At 28.2% G+C, this 18,167-nt stretch carries 15 protein-coding genes and 3 tRNA genes; 16 read left to right on the plus strand and 2 right to left on the minus strand.

Annotated elements, in window-relative coordinates; all coding sequences use genetic code 11:
• Positions 1-82 precede the first annotated feature (82 nt).
• The 4 genes from I2H23_RS12920 to I2H23_RS12935 all read left to right on the plus strand — a co-directional run bounded on the left by I2H23_RS12920 (position 83) and on the right by I2H23_RS12935 (position 4,686).
• Positions 83-1,591 (plus strand): DUF1846 domain-containing protein, encoded by a 1,509-nt coding sequence (locus I2H23_RS12920; protein WP_092923132.1) that lies wholly within the window; start codon positions 83-85, stop codon positions 1,589-1,591.
• A gap of 280 nt (positions 1,592-1,871) precedes the next feature.
• Positions 1,872-2,984, plus strand: coding sequence for a DNA polymerase IV (dinB, locus tag I2H23_RS12925; RefSeq protein ID WP_092923135.1), 1,113 nt, complete (start codon positions 1,872-1,874; stop codon positions 2,982-2,984).
• A 118-nt stretch (positions 2,985-3,102) separates the two neighbouring features.
• Positions 3,103-3,984: a cation diffusion facilitator family transporter gene (locus I2H23_RS12930; protein ID WP_092923138.1), complete on the plus strand. Its 882-nt coding sequence runs from the start codon at positions 3,103-3,105 to the stop codon at positions 3,982-3,984.
• Positions 3,985-4,017: 33 nt separating this feature from the next.
• Positions 4,018-4,686 (plus strand): copper homeostasis protein CutC, encoded by a 669-nt coding sequence (locus I2H23_RS12935; protein ID WP_092923141.1) that lies wholly within the window; start codon positions 4,018-4,020, stop codon positions 4,684-4,686.
• Between the two features lie 59 nt (positions 4,687-4,745).
• Here I2H23_RS12935 and I2H23_RS12940 read toward each other — a convergent pair whose 3' ends face one another.
• Positions 4,746-5,384, minus strand: a complete 639-nt coding sequence (locus I2H23_RS12940) for a Crp/Fnr family transcriptional regulator (RefSeq protein WP_240276161.1) — start codon at positions 5,382-5,384, stop codon at positions 4,746-4,748.
• A 105-nt stretch (positions 5,385-5,489) separates the two neighbouring features.
• Here I2H23_RS12940 and hcp point away from each other — a divergent pair, with 105 nt between their 5' ends.
• The 11 genes from hcp to I2H23_RS12995 all read left to right on the plus strand — a co-directional run bounded on the left by hcp (position 5,490) and on the right by I2H23_RS12995 (position 14,924).
• Positions 5,490-7,214 carry a hydroxylamine reductase gene (hcp, locus tag I2H23_RS12945; protein ID WP_195581721.1) on the plus strand — a complete coding sequence of 575 codons (1,725 nt, stop codon included), beginning with the start codon at positions 5,490-5,492 and terminating at the stop codon, positions 7,212-7,214.
• Positions 7,215-7,476: 262 nt separating this feature from the next.
• Positions 7,477-8,154: a nitrite reductase gene (locus I2H23_RS12950; protein WP_092923150.1), complete on the plus strand. Its 678-nt coding sequence runs from the start codon at positions 7,477-7,479 to the stop codon at positions 8,152-8,154.
• Positions 8,154-8,339: a DUF1858 domain-containing protein gene (locus tag I2H23_RS12955; protein ID WP_092923153.1), complete on the plus strand. Its 186-nt coding sequence runs from the start codon at positions 8,154-8,156 to the stop codon at positions 8,337-8,339. Before I2H23_RS12950 ends, I2H23_RS12955 begins: the two co-directional genes overlap by 1 nt.
• A gap of 180 nt (positions 8,340-8,519) precedes the next feature.
• Positions 8,520-8,593: transfer RNA gene (locus I2H23_RS12960), tRNA-Cys, on the plus strand.
• Positions 8,594-8,604: 11 nt separating this feature from the next.
• Positions 8,605-8,680: transfer RNA gene (locus I2H23_RS12965), tRNA-Asn, on the plus strand.
• 4 nt (positions 8,681-8,684) lie between these two features.
• A tRNA-Thr gene (locus I2H23_RS12970) sits at positions 8,685-8,759 on the plus strand.
• 173 nt (positions 8,760-8,932) lie between these two features.
• A complete protein-coding gene (locus tag I2H23_RS12975) occupies positions 8,933-10,333 on the plus strand; it encodes an MATE family efflux transporter (RefSeq protein WP_195581722.1) in 1,401 nt (466 codons plus the stop codon).
• A gap of 99 nt (positions 10,334-10,432) precedes the next feature.
• Positions 10,433-11,128 carry a DNA/RNA nuclease SfsA gene (gene sfsA, locus I2H23_RS12980; RefSeq protein WP_166504863.1) on the plus strand — a complete coding sequence of 232 codons (696 nt, stop codon included), beginning with the start codon at positions 10,433-10,435 and terminating at the stop codon, positions 11,126-11,128.
• A gap of 122 nt (positions 11,129-11,250) precedes the next feature.
• The gene (locus I2H23_RS12985) at positions 11,251-12,516 is read left to right on the plus strand and encodes a 30S ribosomal protein S1 (RefSeq protein ID WP_166504864.1); all 1,266 of its coding nucleotides are present in this window, start codon (positions 11,251-11,253) and stop codon (positions 12,514-12,516) included.
• 229 nt (positions 12,517-12,745) lie between these two features.
• Positions 12,746-13,456, plus strand: a complete 711-nt coding sequence (locus tag I2H23_RS12990) for a phosphatase (RefSeq protein ID WP_092923166.1) — start codon at positions 12,746-12,748, stop codon at positions 13,454-13,456.
• A gap of 148 nt (positions 13,457-13,604) precedes the next feature.
• Positions 13,605-14,924 carry a hypothetical protein gene (locus I2H23_RS12995; protein ID WP_195581723.1) on the plus strand — a complete coding sequence of 440 codons (1,320 nt, stop codon included), beginning with the start codon at positions 13,605-13,607 and terminating at the stop codon, positions 14,922-14,924.
• 76 nt (positions 14,925-15,000) lie between these two features.
• Here the strand turns inward: I2H23_RS12995 and I2H23_RS13000 are convergent, their stop codons facing one another.
• On the minus strand, positions 15,001-16,314 hold the full coding sequence (locus tag I2H23_RS13000; protein ID WP_166504866.1) for a conjugated bile salt MFS transporter: 1,314 nt from the start codon (positions 16,312-16,314) through the stop codon (positions 15,001-15,003).
• A gap of 323 nt (positions 16,315-16,637) precedes the next feature.
• Here I2H23_RS13000 and I2H23_RS13005 point away from each other — a divergent pair, with 323 nt between their 5' ends.
• Positions 16,638-18,140, plus strand: coding sequence for a helix-turn-helix domain-containing protein (locus I2H23_RS13005; RefSeq protein ID WP_092923175.1), 1,503 nt, complete (start codon positions 16,638-16,640; stop codon positions 18,138-18,140).
• The last annotated feature ends 27 nt before the right edge of the window (positions 18,141-18,167 follow it).

The following is an 18,167-nucleotide window of genomic DNA, read 5'->3' on the forward strand; positions in this document are numbered from 1 at the left end:
TTAAACAAATTTCACTAATACGAATAAAAATATATATAAAAATACGGTTATCAAAAATTAAATAATTTAGTGAGGTGCAAAGATGAAGATAGGATTCGATCACAAGAAATATCTAGAAGAGCAATCAAAATATATCTTAGAAAGAGTTAATAATTTTGACAAACTTTATTTAGAATTTGGTGGTAAGCTAATAGGAGATTTACATGCTAAAAGAGTATTACCAGGTTTTGATGAAAATGCCAAAATAAAAGTACTTCAACACATAAAAGAAAAAGTAGAAGTTGTGATATGTGTTTATGCAGGAGATATAGAAAGAAATAAGATAAGAGGAGACTTCGGTATAACTTATGATATGGAAGTTCTAAGACTTATCGATGATTTAAGAAGTTACGAATTAGATGTAAACAGCGTTGTTATAACAAGATATGAAGGACAACCTGCTACAACAGTTTTCATAAATAAATTAGAGCGTAGAGGAATAAAAGTATATAAGCATGCCCCAACAAAAGGTTACCCAACAGATGTTGATACAATAGTAAGTGATGAAGGATATGGAGCAAATCCATACATAGAAACTACTAAGCCTATAGTTGTTGTTACAGCTCCAGGTCCAAATAGTGGTAAGCTTGGTACTTGTTTAAGTCAGTTATACCATGAAAATAAAAGAGGAAATGCTGTTGGATATTCTAAATTTGAAACATTCCCAGTATGGAATGTACCTTTAAAGCATCCTTTAAATATAGCTTATGAAGCAGCTACAGTAGATTTAAAAGACGTAAATATGATAGACTCGTTCCATCTTGAAAAATACGGTGAAATGTCTGTAAACTACAATAGAGATTTAGAATTATTCCCAGTTCTTAAAAAAATAATCGAAAAAATAACAGGAAAAGAATCTATATATCAATCACCAACAGACATGGGTGTTAATAGAGTTGGATTTGGTATAGTAGATGATGAAGTTGTACAAGAAGCATCTAGACAAGAAATAATAAGAAGATATTTCAAGACTGCTTGTGAATACAAAAAAGGACAAGTTGATAAAGGTGCTTTTGAAAGAATACAAGTTATAATGCAAGGACTTAACTTAAAGCCAGAAGATAGAACAGTTGTTATGCCAGCAAGAGAGTACAGCAACAAATTAAAAGAAGCTGCAAATAAAAATGATATGTGCCCAGTTGTTGCAATAGAATTAAATGATGGGGTAATACTTACAGGTAAAGGTTCAGAATTAATGGATGCAACTGCAGCAGCAACATTAAATGCTATAAAACATTTAGCAAATATAGATGATGAATTACATCTAATATCACCAGCTATACTTGAGCCAATTGTAAACTTAAAAACTAAAACTTTAGGAAGTAGAAATCCAGAGTTAAGTTGTGAAGAAGTTTTAACTGCACTTAGCATATGCGCTGTTACAAACCCAACTGCACAAGTTGTACTTGACAAATTACCTTTATTAAAAGGAGCTCAAGCACACTCAACAACTATATTAAGTAAAAGTGATGAACAAACATTTAGAGAACTTGGAATAGATGTAACATCTGATCCAGAGTATCCATCGCAAAATCTTTACTACGCAAATTAAAAATTGATATAAAAAATCAGACCATATTACAAATAGTAGTATGGTCTTTTTGTATACAATTACAAAATAAAAATAAATATAAAAATACGGTCATCAAGAACTAAAAATAACTTAGTTCCTTGGAATAACTATTTTAAAGGTTTTTTCAAAAATTTGCAAGTTATTTTTTAAAAAACTTTAAATAATATATAAAAAGCAGAATTGAGGCAAATAAAATATAAAAATAAACCAAAATTAATGTAAGATATATATATAAATCAAGATTTAAAAGGTGATTAAATTGGTAGATAATAGAAAAATAATTCATATAGATATGGATGCCTTTTATGCATCTATAGAGCAAAGAGATAACCCAAGTTTAAGAGGGAAACCTGTGATAGTTGGAGGGAGACCAGAAAGTAGAGGAGTTGTAGCTACTTGTTCATATGAAGCTAGAAAATTTGGGATTCACTCAGCTATGCCATCAAAAACTGCATATAAGAGGTGCCCATATGCATATTTCATAAGGCCTAGATTTGAAGAATATCATAAAGTATCACAAAAGATAAGAAATATATTTTATAGATATACAGATTTAGTAGAGCCTTTATCTTTAGATGAGGCATACTTAGATGTTACTAAAAATAAAAAAGGAATAAAATATGCAACACAAATAGCTAAGATGATAAAGAAAGATATTTTAAGAGAAGTTGGATTAACTTCTTCTGCAGGGGTATCTTATAATAAATTTTTGGCTAAGCTAGCATCAGACTACAAAAAGCCTAATGGATTAACGGTAATAACACCAGAAAATAAACAAGAATTTTTAGACAAGCTCCCAATAAACAAATTTTTTGGAGTTGGCAAGGTAACAGCAAAAACACTAAATAATTTAGGAATAAAAAATGGATATGATTTAAGGCAATTAGATATTAGTGAATTAGAATCAATATTTAAAAATAGAGGTTATGTATTTTATCAATTTGCAAGAGGTATTGATTATAGAGAAGTTAAACCGCATAGAGAAAGAAAATCAGTTGGTTCAGAAACTACTTTAAAAAATAACTTAAGTATAGATGATGAGGAAGTTTTAGAGAGACTTTCACAAATATGTGAAGATGTATCACATAGACTATCATATTCTAATAATTTAGGAAAAACTATAACTTTAAAAATAAAGTATGATGACTTTAGTCAAATAACAAGGAGCTTAAGTTTAAGAAATCCAATATATAAAAAAGAGGATATTAGAACTAATGTATATGAATTATTAAAAAATGTGGATACTAAAAATAAACAGATAAGATTACTAGGAGTAACCGTATCTAATTTAGTAGATTCTAAAAAAGAATGCACAAATGTAACTATATTTGAATATATAAATAATATGAATAACAATACTAATTTAAATTAAAATCCATGAAAAGCATAAATATGCTTTTCATGGATTTTTTAGTTTAAAGGTAAATGATAGTTATTACCAGATTTTAAGAGATTTCATATAATTTTATTTATTACTAAAAGGAGGCACTATGAATAGTAATCTAAGAGAAGTAAAAAAAATATTATGGATAATTTTATTTGCAAATTTAATCGTAGCTTTGTTGAAGATAATAATAGGAGGTTTTATTAAAAGTGCTAGTATGATGGCTGATGGATTTCACTCCTTATCAGATGGAGCGTCAAATGTGGTAGGAATAGTAGGCATAAGTATAGCCATAAAGCCTAAAGATAGAGAGCATCCTTATGGACATAGGAAGTTTGAAATTCTTGCAAGTATGTTTATAGGAGCTATGTTAACTCTGGTAGGAATAAATATAATCATAGAGTCTATAGATAGATTTAAAAATATTGTAGAACCATCAATTACAATTGAAAGTCTACTTATATTAATTTTCACATTATTTATAAATATATTGGTGAGTAAATATGAGTATAAAATGGGAAAAAAATTAAATAGTCATATCCTAATAGCAGACTCAATGCATACAAAAAGTGACGTGTTTGTGTCGATAGGAGTTTTAATAACTTTATTTGGTATAAACATGGGTCTTCCTCCAATTATTGACCCGATAGTATCAGTAGTAGTAGCTTTATTTATACTTCATTCCGCATATGAAATACTAATATCGTCTATAGGCGTATTAGTAGATAAAGCTATTATAGATGAAAAAGTTATAAATGATATTGTAATTAGATTTGATGAAGTTAAAGATGTGCATAAAATTAGAAGTAGAGGAAGTCAAAATGATATTCATATTGATATGCATGTATTAGTAAATCCAAATTTAAGCACAGAAGAGGCACATATATTAGGTCATAAGATAGAAGATGTTATAAGAAAAGAAATAAATGAAAATTGTCAAGTTATAGTTCATACAGAACCTTATTATAACGATAGAATTAATGTATAATAGTTATAAATTATACTTAAAAAGGGAGAGAATATGTTAGAAATAATAGGGATGTCAGTTGAAGACGCTAAAACTATAGAAGCTTGTGGAGGTGATAGAATAGAATTTATTAGTGCGCTAACAGAAGGAGGTTTAACTCCAAGTTTTGCTACTATAGAAAAGGTAGTAAATAACGTAAATATACCTGTTAACGTTATGATAAGAAATCATGCAAATAGTTTTGTATATAGTGAGTATGATATAGAAATAATGGAAAAAGATATAGAGATAGCTAAAAGTTTAGGTGTAAATGGAGTAGTGTTGGGGCTTTTAGACAAAGAAAATAATATAGATGAAGTAAATCTACAAAGATTGCTTAAAAAATGTAAAGGAATTGATGTAACTTTCCATAAGGCTATAGATTTTACAAATGTGATTAAAAGTACTGAGATATTAAATAAATATAATATAACAAATATATTAACAGCAGGTGGTACTAAACGTATAGATTATAATATAGAAAAAATAAAGTCTATGATAGAAGTATCAAAAGATATAAATATACTACTAGGTGGGGGACTCAACTTTGAAAATATAAACACAATAAAAGAATCAACAAATGCCACGGATTACCACTTTGGGACAGCTATAAGAATTGATAATAGTCCTTTTGGTAGAATAGATGAAAATAAATTAAAAGAATTAATTAAAATAATAAAATAGACAATAAAATATAAAAGAGCAAAGAAGACATAATTGTTAAGTCTTACTTTGCTCTTTTTTTACTCCATTAATAACTCTTCTAAAGTTTCTATATCCAATATTTTAATTGTATCTTTTGAATAATCTATAAGTCCATCAGATTTCATTTTCATAAGCTCTCTAGATAAAGAAGGTCTAGGGATACCAAGCATTTCAGAAAGCTTTTGTTTTGTTATGCCAAGTTTTATAAATTTACTTTTCTGGATAGTATGTTGTGTAATTAGATAGTTACTTAGTTTTTGACGTATACTTGAAAAAGATAAATTTTTTATAGAATTATTAAGTTGTATAATCTTATTACTTAAGTCATTTAAAAACATATCTAAAAAATCTGGATTTTTAGTACAAAAGATTATAAATGAAGTTTTATGTATAAACATTATTTCACAATTACTAGATGCCATTATAGTAGCAGGGTACGCATTAGTATCTGAGAACGCTATAATTTCTCCAAAAAAGTTACCTACAGATAAAGAAGACATATGTATAACATTATTACTGGTTAATATACGTTTTACATCAATACTACCTTGTAATATTAATCCTACTTTGTCGCAAGGAGAACCTTCAATAGCTATAATATCATTTTTATTATATTTAGATATGGTATAAGTTGAATCTTTAAAAAAATGTAATGCTTCCTCTCTAGTTTTAAACAAAAAATCACCTACTTTTATAATTTTTTTATTAGTGTAACGTATGTTACAGAAATATATACTATTATAACATATAATTATCACATAAAATAAAGAGGAGGACATGAAATGGAAAATAAAATGTTTTGTTTTCAGTGTCAAGAAACAGCAGGATGTACAGGATGTACAAAATTTGGAGTATGTGGAAAATCACCAGATCTAGCAAGAATGCAAGATCTATTAATATATACAACTAAAGGATTATCAGAGGTTACTACTAGACTAAGAAATGAAGGAAAAAAAATAGATAGTACTATTAACCATCTAATAACTATAAACTTATTTACAACAATAACTAATGCAAATTTTGATGATGAAATATTCTATGAAAGAGTAAAACAAACTTTAAAAACTAAAGAAGAATTATTATCAAAATTAAAGAACAAAGAAAATTTATCAGAAGCAGCGTTATGGAATGCATCAAATAATGAAGAATTAGATGCTAAAGTATCTGTATTATCTAAACTAAAAAACATGATACTAGGAAGTGGTAAGAAAGAAGTAGAAATAGATACAATACTAGACGAAAAATCAACTAAAGTTGGTGTATTAGCTACAAAAGATGAAGATATAAGAAGTTTAAGAGAACTTATAATATATGGATTAAAAGGCTTATCAGCATATATGAAGCATGCTAATGCTTTAGGGTATGACAATGAAGAAGTTAATGCATTTTTACAAAGCACTTTAGCTAAAACATTAGATGATAGCCTAACTATTGACGAATTAATAGCATTAACATTAGAAACAGGTAAGGTTGGGGTAGACGGAATGGCTTTACTTGATAGTGCAAATACTGGAACTTATGGACATCCAGAAATAACTAAAGTTAATATAGGTGTTAGAAATAATCCAGGTATATTAGTATCAGGACATGATTTAAAAGATTTAGAATTATTACTTAAACAAACAGAAGGAACAGGAGTAGATGTATATACTCATTCTGAAATGTTACCAGCTCATTATTATCCAGCGTTTAAAAAGTATCCACACTTTGTAGGTAACTATGGAAATGCTTGGTGGAAGCAAAAAGAAGAATTTGAAAGCTTCAATGGTCCAATATTAATGACTACAAACTGTATAGTTCCGCCAAAAGATAGCTATAAAGATAGATTGTATACTACTGGATCAGCAGGATTTGCTGGATGTACACATATAAAAGGAAATGCAGAAGATGATAAAGATTTCTCTGTTATAATAGAACATGCTAAAAAGTGTAAAGCTCCTATAGAGATAGAAACTGGAGAAATAATAGGTGGATTTGCACATAATCAAGTTTTCGCTCTTGCAGATAAAGTAGTAGAATCAGTTAAAACTGGTGCTATTAAGAGATTCTTTGTAATGGGTGGATGTGACGGAAGAGCTAAGTCAAGAAACTACTACACAGAATTTGCTAAGGCTTTACCACAAGATACAGTTATATTAACAGCAGGATGTGCTAAGTATAAATATAACAAGCTACCTTTAGGAGATATAAATGGTATACCTAGAGTATTAGATGCAGGACAATGTAACGACTCTTACTCATTAGCACTTATCGCATTAAAACTTAAAGAAGTATTTGAATTAGAAGATATAAATGATTTACCAATATCATTTAATATAGCTTGGTATGAACAAAAAGCTGTAATAGTATTATTATCATTATTATATCTTGGAGTTAAAAATATACATTTAGGACCAACATTACCAGCATTCTTATCACCAAATGTTGCTAAGGTTTTAGTTGAAAACTTTGGAATAGGTGGGATAACAAATGTTGAAGATGATTTAAATATGTTCTTAGGAAACTAATTTTAATAAAGAAGATACCATATAAAATGGTGTCTTTTTTATATAAAATATTTTATGCTAAGCTAAAACTATTTATAACTCATACAGACGATACAATACACTTTAAAATATTAATGAAAAAAAATTTCATATTTACAGTAATAATTTGAGTTTTATGTAACATATGTTACACAAGTTTTACGAAAAATAGGATATAATAAGGTTAAATAAAATTTAAATAGATGTAACTTAACTTTATAAGAAAGGTAAAGTGTAGATATAGATGAGTAATTATGGGAATTTACAAAAAATAAGGGATGGTAAAAGAACATATGGAATAACTCCTCATATACCAGGAGGGTTTGTATTACCAGATACTCTTATAAAAATAGCTAATGTAGCTAAAAAATATAATGGAGTATTAAAAATAACATCAGGTCAAAGAATATTAATAACTAATTTAAAAGAAGAAGATCTAGATGATATATGGAAAGAACTTGATATGAAACCAGCAGTTACAAATCAATATTCTGTAAAAAATGTAGAGATGTGTCCAGCAAATTTTTGTAAAAGGTCAAAGTATCCAACGATAGGTATAGCTATGAGAATAAGTAAAAACTTTCATGGAATGCCACTTCCAAACAGAACAAAAATAGGAGTTGCGGGATGTAGAAATGCATGTACAAGTGTATATTCTAAAGACATTGGAGTTTTAGTAGATATTGATGGAACTTTCTTTGTATGTGCAGGAGGAAGTGCAGGTTTTTATCCAAGAATAGCTGATATAATAACTAAAAAATTATCAGAGAAAGAAGCATATACCTTAGTTGAAACTTTACTTAACTACTATAATGAGCATGGTCAAATGGGCGAAAAGTTAGGTGAATTCATAGATAGAATAGGTATAGAAAGTTTTAGAAAAGATGTATTAGAAATAGCAAATTTAAAGGAGGAATTATAATGATAACTAAAGATTCTATAATAGGAGATATAATAAAAGAAAAACCAGAGGCAGTAAAAATACTTATGGACTATGGTATGGGATGCTTAGGTTGCCCTTCAGCTGCAATGGAGAGATTAGAACAAGCTTGTGAAATACATGGAATAGATTTAGATGAGGTTTTAGCTAAGATAAATAGCCTTTAATATTAAAATAATAAATATATCAGTAAGAAATGTACATATATTTCTTACTGATATATGAAATTATCACACATATTATAAAGCTCTAAAATAGTCGAAAAAAGTATAAAAATTTAATTAAAAAAATAATGAAAACAGTTGCAAAAAAATGTTTAAAATAATATAATAGTATTGTGTTGATAAGGCGACATAGCCAAGTGGTAAGGCAGTGGACTGCAACTCCTTGATCCCCAGTTCGAATCTGGGTGTCGCCTCCAATTTAATATATGGGAATATGGCTCAGTTGGTAGAGCAATTGACTGTTAATCAATGGGTCACAGGTTCGAGTCCTGTTATTCCCGCCAATATGCTGGTGTGGCTCAACGGTAGAGCAGCTGACTTGTAATCAGCAGGTTGTAGGTTCGATTCCTATCACCAGCTCCAATTTGAATAACTCTAATCATATGATTAGAGTTATTTTTTTATAAAATAAAAAATATTTTAAAATTAAATAATTATGTATTATAATTAAAAGTATTAGTAAAATAGTATATATTTAAATTTGAAATAGTTGACAATGTAAACTTAAAATATAATAAATCTAGGAGGGAATTTGGATGAGTAATAATGTCACGGACTTGGGAAAGGGAAGCATTCCTAAATTAATATTTAAGCTAGCAACACCTGCAATAATAGCTCAACTAGTAAATGTACTATACAATATAGTTGATAGAATATTTATAGGGAGAATGCAAGGTGGAGATATAGCAATGGCTGGTGTTGGAGTTGCATTCCCAATAACATTAATAGTAGCAGCTTTTGCGGCTTTAGTAGGGATGGGGGGAGCTCCATTAGCTGCAATAAAAATGGGTGAAAAGGATAATGATGGCGCAGAAAAAATAATGAGCAATAGTTTTTCTACACTTGTACTGTTAGCAATATTACTAACTCTAGTATTTTTAGTATTTAAAGAACCATTACTTTGGGCGTTTGGAGCAAGTGAAGCTACTATAGGTTATGCAATGGATTATTTAAGTATATATCTAATAGGAACTATATTTGTTCTCGTTGCACTTGGTATGAATCCATTTATAAATACACAAGGTTTCGCAAAAATAGGTATGATGACAGTATCTATAGGTGCGGCTATGAATATAATACTTGATCCAATATTAATATTTGGATTAGATATGGGTGTTAGAGGTGCTGCTACAGCTACAATTATATCTCAAGCAATATCAGCAATGTGGGTAATAAGATTTTTACTAAGCGGTAAGACAACATTAAAAATAAGAAAAAAATACTTAAAAATAGATTTTAGAATAATGGGAAGAGTAATGGGGCTTGGAGTTGCACCATTTATAATGCAAGCTACGGAGAGTTTAGTTTTAATAACATTAAATACAAAGCTTCAAATGTATGGTGGCGATTTAGCTGTAGGTGCAATGACTATAATGAGTAGTATAATGCAGATAATAATGCTTCCGACAATGGGAGTTACTCAAGGTTCTCAACCTATAATGAGTTACAACTATGGAGCAAAACAAATTGGTAGAGTTAAAAAGGCTTTTAAATTAACGATATTAATTACTTTAGGATATACGGCAACAATGTGTACAGCGCTTATGATAATGCCGGAGATGTTTGTTAGGATATTTAATAGTGATCCAAAATTAGTTGAAATAACAGTTTGGAGTATAAGGATTTATTTTGTTGGAATAACTATATTTGGAATACAAGTAGCATGTCAAAATACACTACTTGCATTAGGGCAAGCTAAAATTTCTCTGTTTTTAGCATTACTTAGAAAAGTAATTTTATTAATACCATTAATATATATACTACCAACATTTATGGAAAATAAGTTATTTGCAGTGCTTTTAGCACAACCTATAGCAGATATAACGGCAGTTATAACAACAGCAATATGCTTTATGGTGTTTTATAAGAAAAATTTAAGCAATATAGAAAGTAAAAGTATAAACACTAATGATAAAGAAAGCTTAAATACAAATTAATAGAGTTAAAAAATCTCTTATGGATATATATATTTATAAGAGATTTTTTATTGTAAATAATTATTGTAATAAAATTGAATTTTCATTAAGGAGAGATATATGAAGTATAATAAAATCGTAAAGGGAAAATTTATAGAAAGGCCAAATAGATTTATAGCTTATTGTGATATAGATGGAAAAGTAGAAAAAGTACATGTTAAAAATACAGGGAGATGTAAAGAGTTATTAATAGAAGGTTGTACTGTATATTTAGAAGAGAGTGATAATCCAAATAGAAAGACAAAATATTCACTAGTTTCAGTTGAAAAAGGAAAACGTCTAATAAATATGGATTCTCAGATACCAAATAAAGTAGTATATGAAGCATTAGAGAAGGGTTTAATACAACTTCCTGGCCTTAATGAAGAAATAACCTATATTAAGCCTGAACAGAAATACCATGATTCAAGATTTGATATATATTTAGAAACTAAAAATAAAAAGGTGTTTATAGAGATAAAGGGAGTAACACTAGAAGAGAATAGTGTGGTGATGTTTCCCGACGCAAAAACTGAAAGAGGAGTAAAACATATAAATGAATTAATAAAAGCAAAAGATGATGGATATGAGTGCTATATATTTTTTTTAGTTCAGATGGATAATGTAAAATATTTTACTCCTAATAAAAAAATGCACTTTGAATTATGGGAAGCATTAAAAAGAGCAAGAGAAAAAGGTGTAAATATAGTATCCTATGATTGTAATGTAGATAAAGAAAGTATAGTCATAAAAGAAGCTGTAGAAGTTATTTTATAAAATAACATATTTTTAAAATTTAGCATATAACTTTAAAATGTTGTAAGAAAAATATAAGTATTTGAAATATTAATGGTATAATATTTGTATATGATATTTATTATGAAAGGAAGTTTATAACTATGACGAATAATTTATCAATGCAAGAACTTTTAGAACAACAAGAAAAAGAACTAAACAACATAAAAGTTGGGGAAACTATAAACGGTAAAATATCTAAGGTAAGTAATGACGGTGTTAGCTTAGAACTTAACTTTGGATTTGATGGGATAATACCTACAAACGAATTAAATCTTCCTAAAGGAAAATATACTAGTGATGTATATAATGTAGGAGATGAAATAAGTGCTGTTATAACAAAGGTTAACCATAAAGATGGAACGATACAATTATCAAAATTAAGATTAGATAAAGAAGCAGATATAAAAGAATTAGAAAAAATACATAATGAACATAGAATAATAACTGTTAATGTAAATAAAAACATAGAAAGAGGAGTATTTGCTACTTATAAAACGCAAACGTTATTTATACCAATATCTCAATTAGATACTAAGTTTGTAAATGATACAAAAGAGTATGTTGGACGTAATTTAGAAGTATATATAAAAGAGCTAGATTTAAAGAAAAATAGATTAGTAGCTAGTCATAGAGAAGTATTACAAGAAAGAATTGATAAAGAAAGAGAAGAAAGAAGAGCAAGAATAAAGGCGGAAAAAGAAGCTGAAAGAGCTAGAATTAAAGCTGAAAGAGAAGCTCATATAGCAAAAGTTAAAGCGGATAAAGAAGCTTTATTTGAATCTTTAGAAGTTGGACAAAAAAGAGACGGTAAAGTTGTTAAAATGATGCCTTATGGAGCTTTCGTTGATATCGGTGGAATAGAAGGTTTACTTCACCAAAACAATTTATCTTGGGAAAGAGTAGAGTCTGTAGAAGATGTAATTCAAGAAGGACAAGAAGTACAAGTTTATGTATTAGATATAGATAAAGAAAACAAAAAGTTTGCATTAGCGTTAAAAGATATAAACAATGATCCATGGGAATTAATAAAGCAAGAAGTGCAATTAGATGATATAATAACTGGAACTGTAGTTAGAACTATAGAAAAAGGCGCTATTGTTAAGATAAGAGAAGGTGTAGAGGCATTCTTACCAATATCTGAATTAAGTGAAGAAAGAGTTATGAGAGTTAATAATGTAGTAAATGTTGGCGATGAAGTTAGCGCTATGGTTATAGAATTTAAGCCAAAGAATAGAAAAATGATATTATCTATAAAAGAAGCTAATAAAGAACCAGAAGAAGATTACTCAGAATTTTTAGAAGTTGAAGAATCATTAGGTTCATTAGGCGAATTATTTAAAGATAAATTTAAAAATTTACAAAAATAACATTATATGAAGAGCCATGTTGTGAAACAATATGGCTTTAACTGTATATTATTAGGGGGATATAATATTTACACCGAGTAGTTCTAAGTTTGAAACGATGTTATTTATAGTATTTGATTTTTTGGGAATAATGAGTTTAGTAGTATTAGGATTAATTTTATTAATATTATTATGGTCTTTATTTAAGAAAATAACACAGTAAAAATTATAATTTATAGGGAGAATTTAAATGAAAGCATTAATAGATTTACATACACATACAATAGTAAGTGGACATGCATATAGTACAGTACAAGAAAATATACAATCGGCTATTGATAATGGATTAAAGTATTTAGGGTTATCAGAACATGCACCAAATATGCCAGGTGGACCACACCCATATTACTTCCATAATATTTATTGTATACCAAGAGAAGTTAATGGACTTAAGGTACTTAGAGGAATAGAAGCAAATATTGTAGATTTTGAAGGAAATACAGATGTAGATGATGACATGCTTACACATATAGATTATGTTATAGCTAGCTTACACACACCATGTATAGATGCTGGAAGTGTAGAAGAAAATACACAAGCTGTACTTAATGTAATGGATAAATCAAAAGTTAAGATAATAGGACATTTAGATGATAGTAGATATCCAGTTAATTATGAAAAAGTAGTAAAAAAGGCAAAGGAGAGAAACATAGCATTAGAAATAAATAATTCATCTCTAAAGCCGACGACTTTTAGACAAGGGGCTTGGGATAATGTAACTACACTACTTGAATGTTGTAAAAAATACAATGCAAAAGTAATACTTGGAAGTGATGCACATATATCTTATGATGTAGGTAAATTCCCATATTCTGAAAAGGTAATAAATGATGTGAAGTTTCCTAAAGAGTTAGTTATAAATTATAGTGAAGAAAGTATAATAGAGTTTTTAAATTTATAAATATATGATAGATTAAAGTTAAGTAAATTTAGGAAATAAAGAGTATAAAAGAAGGACAAACTATATTTAAAATATAGTATAATATAAGAGTAACACTTATTGATAAGTGTTACTTTTATTATGCTTTAATTTAAAGGAGAGAGTTGACATGGAGTATATTGCAAGGGTAGTATCTAATGTTGTTTGGCCTATGTTTATACCTTTTTTGCTTTTGCTTGGGACATACATATGTTTGCAAGTTTTTTTTAACATAAGGCAACGCATTACGACAAAGGGGAAAATAAATTACAAGTACATAATTCCACAGAGTACCGTAGCCTTGGGGACTATGATGGGAACAGGAACAGTCGTTGGTTTTTTAACTGGACTTAGTAAGCTTTCTATAAGTGGGCAAATATATGTTGAATCAATTGCTATATGGGCATTACTTGGATCGATAATATTAATACCTATATCATATTGTGAAACTTTAATATCTAAAGTTGTGAGAATGCAACCCAAAGAATATATAAAAGCATTTATATCAACTAAAGCATCAAAATTGTATGTTGCATCTTTAGTTTTATTATATATATTTGCTATAGGGGGAATACAGTTAAGTGGGATAGATGCAGTAGCAACTACTAGTATAAATAAAATAGTAAGTTTAGAATTTAATGAACTACAAAGATATATGTATATTGTTATTCCAGTAATAATTATATTAATAACCATTATACTTAAAAACAGACAGAGTATATTTTTAAGAATTTTAGTGACTATGGTAATATTATCATTTTCAACTTATTTATTATCATTTTTCATATTTCTTTATAAAACACAAGAGTATATACCTATATTTGTAGAGCGTATTATTATAGGATTTAAAAATCCTGTATCCGTGTTGTTTGGAATACCACTAGGTCTTATATTTGGACTTCAGAGAGTTATACAAATAGCAGAACCAGGTCTTGGAACACTTGCATTAGCATCTATGAAATCAAATGCTAAACCAAGGGAAGCTGCTTTAATATCTTCTATACTAACAACAGTACTTATTGTTATATCGGTATTAGTTACTTCATATATAGCATCTTATGGACTTAGTGAAGGAATAATAAATTTTTCAGTTAATGGATACGAGAAGCTAGTGTCATACTTTGATACTATAATTAGTGTAACGGGTAAATTTGGGATATTAATACTATTTACATTTATAGCTTTATCTGCATTAACCACCTTATTAGGAGGGTATCTTGTACTTATAAATGTAGCCAATTTTAATGTTAAAAATAATTATCTTGTTTATGTAGGTTTATTGATATTAGGAGGTGCATTATCTGTATTTAATGTAGAATTAGTATTTTTACTATTAGAGATATTATTATTTATATCAACATCTATTAATATTATGGCACTTGCTATGTTCACAGAGTTTGAATGGAAAAAATATAAAATAAGAAATTTAGAAATTAGGAAAGCTGCATAAAAATATGCATTAAATCATAATTAAATATAAAATAAAAATTAAAAAGGAGTGTATTTTATACACTCCTTAATTATTATTAAGCAACTCCTTGAGAAGAAGCATCTTTTTGTAATTTAGCTATTCTTTCTTTGTTTAACTTAGACATACCTATAGAAGCAGTTATTAAAGATACATAACATACAACTATAAATGTTAAAACGAATATCCAAGCTACGCTGTATCCCATTTTATCAACTAATAATCCAAATATTGATGAACCAGCAGCAAATCCTACTGCGAAGAATATTTGAACTACACCAAGTATAGCACCAAATTCTTTTTTACCGAAGAATGATCCTGCAAGTAAAGAAGGTCCCATCATGTAAGCGAATACTGATAATCCTTTTAAAGCCGCAAATATTGGAGCTAACATAGGTATTAAACCTGCATTCATTAGAGCTAAACAAGAAGTAGCAGCTAATGCAAAGGCAACCATAAGCCCTTTAGTTATACCTAATTTATCAAATATTACTCCACCAAATAAGTTTCCTCCAAGAGAGAATATAGCGAATGTAGAACCTACCATACCAACTATCATAGGATCAACTTTTAAGAAGTTCTTTAAGTAAGCAGGATATTGTACAGCAAGTACAGAAACATACATACCTAAGAAGAATAATCCTAAAGCAAATAACCAGAAGAATTTAACATTTTTAACTTCTTTTAAAGAGTATCCCCAATCAACTGAAACAGTACTTTGCTCTTTTTCTTCTTTTCCATTGTCTTTTTTCTTACCTCTAACTATTTCGCTATCATTCTTTGGCATTCTTAAGAATAATAAAGTTATAGGTATACCCACGATTAATGATAAAGCACCAAACATAAAGTATGATTTAGATATACCGAAATTAGTTAATGAATAAGCAGTCATACTTTGAAGGAATATATTACCTATAGATCCTCCAGCGAAAGCAAGTCCCATTGCCTTACCTTTTGATAGTTCATCGAACCATCCATTTATTAATAACGGAACCCCGATTGAAGATATAGCAGCTGTACCAACTTGAACTATACCAGCAACAAGGTAAAATTGCCATAATTCTTTACACATAGAGAATGCTAAGAATCCTCCACCTGAAAGTATAGAACCCATTAAGTACATTGTTTTAACACTAACTTTATTAAACATTGCTCCTATAAATGGAGATGCTATAGCAGATACAACTGTACCTAATGTAAATATTAATGAGAATCCAGCTTGTGTAAATCCATATCCTGAATCAGGAGATAGGATGTAAGCCATAAATTGTGGTTGGATATTTGCAGCAACTCCAAATGGTATAGCTTGTATAAGCATACATGCAACTACTATTAACCAACCAGTTGCGAATTTTTTACTTTTAGTGTTCATTGTATGATTTCTCCTTTGTTGTTGTTTTTTGTAAATAGACACATTAAAATGGATATAAATGTAAAATTTAAGGTTAAAATGAAATATATCCTAGAAAAAGGATATCATAAGTGATATATTAAAAACAAAGGAAGGTTGATGAACAAAATTGAAACTTGATTCAAGAATATTCAACAACTTCAATTAAAAATCAACTTTGATTAATTTATACTTAGTATGTTATTGTCAGATATACTATAAAATGGAGTCATAGTAATAAATAAAATATATAATAATATTAAGAAATCATAAAAGAATGAGCGAAAAAAAGGATGGTGAATAGGTTGAAAAATATTGCATTTGGTCAACTACTAGAAAAGTTACTTTATTTATCAAATCAAAAAAAGAGTACATTAGCAAAAGAGTTAGGATACGATATATCTTATATAAGTAAATGGATTAATGGGAGAAACCTACCAACTCAAAAAAGTATATCTAGTATATGTAAAATTACATCAGAGTTTATAGTTAAATCTTTAAATTCTACATCAAAGCAAGAACTTAAACACTACTTTGAAATAGAGGTAGAAGTAAAAGACGATACTGTATTAGCTCAATATATAGAAAGAAGTTTAAAAGAATCATATATGGTTACGGCACAAAAAAGTTCTTCTAATATATATAAGAATACACATTCTGAAGATAATTATAATAGTATGATGCATATAAACCCAAGGCTTAGAAAACAGTATTTAGCAAAGGATGCAATACTTCATATAAGTAAATCGAGTAAGCTAGATCTAATATTATCTGCAAACCTATATAGACTTAATGGAAATGATAAAGTTTCTATATCAGAAATGAAAACAGCGTTATATAGCATACAAAAAGACAAAGAAGTAAAAGCAAGGGTATTAACTGGGTTTGAAGGGAATCAAAATGATAAGGTACTAAATACACTACTTATAATTGACATGATAACAACATATCCTAATTTAGATTTTGAAGTATATAACTGTAATGTAGATAATAGTAACATTTTAGCTGTTATAAAGGATAGAATTTTCCATAGTGCCATATTTGCAAGTAATGGACAATGCTTATTTACAAATATGTCTAAAGAAAAGGCTATCATAGATGAAGTTTATTATAGTTTAGAAGAAATATTAAAAAATCAAGGTAAATTGCTTGTAGAGAAAGAAACTCCACTAGATTTATTAAAGAATAAAACTTATATACAATATATAATGGGGCAAGACTTAAAGTGGGTATTAGGAGTTATGAATGAATTCTTTATGCCATCTGATTTATTTATAGAAATTGCAGAAGATGTATTTGGAAATGACAAAGAGTTATTGCAAGAGTTGCGTCAAATAAATGCATTTTTACAAAATGTAACATATCAATCTAACATAAAGGTATTAATTTATGAAGCAAAACTAATGAAGTATATATCGACAGGAGAAATAACATTCTTTAATAAACCAGTAAAATTGACTTTAGAACAAATGGAGAGACATATAAAAAATATAGAAAAAATAATAAAAGAACATGAAAATATAGAAATTAAACTTATTGAAAATAGCTCCATAGAAGAATTTGATTCAGGTTTAAGTCCATCTATGTATTTATCTAAGAATCTAAAGTTAATAAAAACACATCCTATGGATGGGGTAAATGATTATGCAATTATTAAAGATAATGAATTCAAAAAAATATGCGATGAAGTATTTGATATTGTATGGAGTGAAAAAGAAAATATGCTAGTAAGTGAAAAAGAAGAAATTTTAGAAAAAATATCAAAAGCATTAGTTTACACTAGAATAATAAATGGTGAAATTAATTAATAATTTACTAGAAATTATGTTGACGAA

This window comes from Romboutsia sp. BSD2780061687b_171204_C1 (assembly GCF_015560225.1).
Classification (GTDB): Bacteria; Bacillota; Clostridia; order Peptostreptococcales; family Peptostreptococcaceae; genus Romboutsia_C; species Romboutsia_C hominis.

Excerpts from the sequence above, each read along its gene's own strand:
- I2H23_RS12985 (WP_166504864.1), top strand. The coding sequence starts at position 11,251 with ATGACGAATAATTTATCAATGCAAGAACTTTTAGAACAACAAGAAAAA.
- I2H23_RS12950 (WP_092923150.1), top strand. The coding sequence starts at position 7,477 with ATGAGTAATTATGGGAATTTACAAAAAATAAGGGATGGTAAAAGAACA.
- I2H23_RS12930 (WP_092923138.1), top strand. The coding sequence starts at position 3,103 with ATGAATAGTAATCTAAGAGAAGTAAAAAAAATATTATGGATAATTTTA.
- hcp (WP_195581721.1), top strand. The coding sequence starts at position 5,490 with ATGGAAAATAAAATGTTTTGTTTTCAGTGTCAAGAAACAGCAGGATGT.
- I2H23_RS12920 (WP_092923132.1), top strand. The coding sequence starts at position 83 with ATGAAGATAGGATTCGATCACAAGAAATATCTAGAAGAGCAATCAAAA.
- sfsA (WP_166504863.1), top strand. The coding sequence starts at position 10,433 with ATGAAGTATAATAAAATCGTAAAGGGAAAATTTATAGAAAGGCCAAAT.
- I2H23_RS12990 (WP_092923166.1), top strand. The coding sequence starts at position 12,746 with ATGAAAGCATTAATAGATTTACATACACATACAATAGTAAGTGGACAT.
- I2H23_RS12955 (WP_092923153.1), top strand. The coding sequence starts at position 8,154 with ATGATAACTAAAGATTCTATAATAGGAGATATAATAAAAGAAAAACCA.
- I2H23_RS13000 (WP_166504866.1), bottom strand. The coding sequence starts at position 16,314 with ATGAACACTAAAAGTAAAAAATTCGCAACTGGTTGGTTAATAGTAGTT.
- I2H23_RS12995 (WP_195581723.1), top strand. The coding sequence starts at position 13,605 with ATGGAGTATATTGCAAGGGTAGTATCTAATGTTGTTTGGCCTATGTTT.
- I2H23_RS12975 (WP_195581722.1), top strand. The coding sequence starts at position 8,933 with ATGAGTAATAATGTCACGGACTTGGGAAAGGGAAGCATTCCTAAATTA.
- I2H23_RS12935 (WP_092923141.1), top strand. The coding sequence starts at position 4,018 with ATGTTAGAAATAATAGGGATGTCAGTTGAAGACGCTAAAACTATAGAA.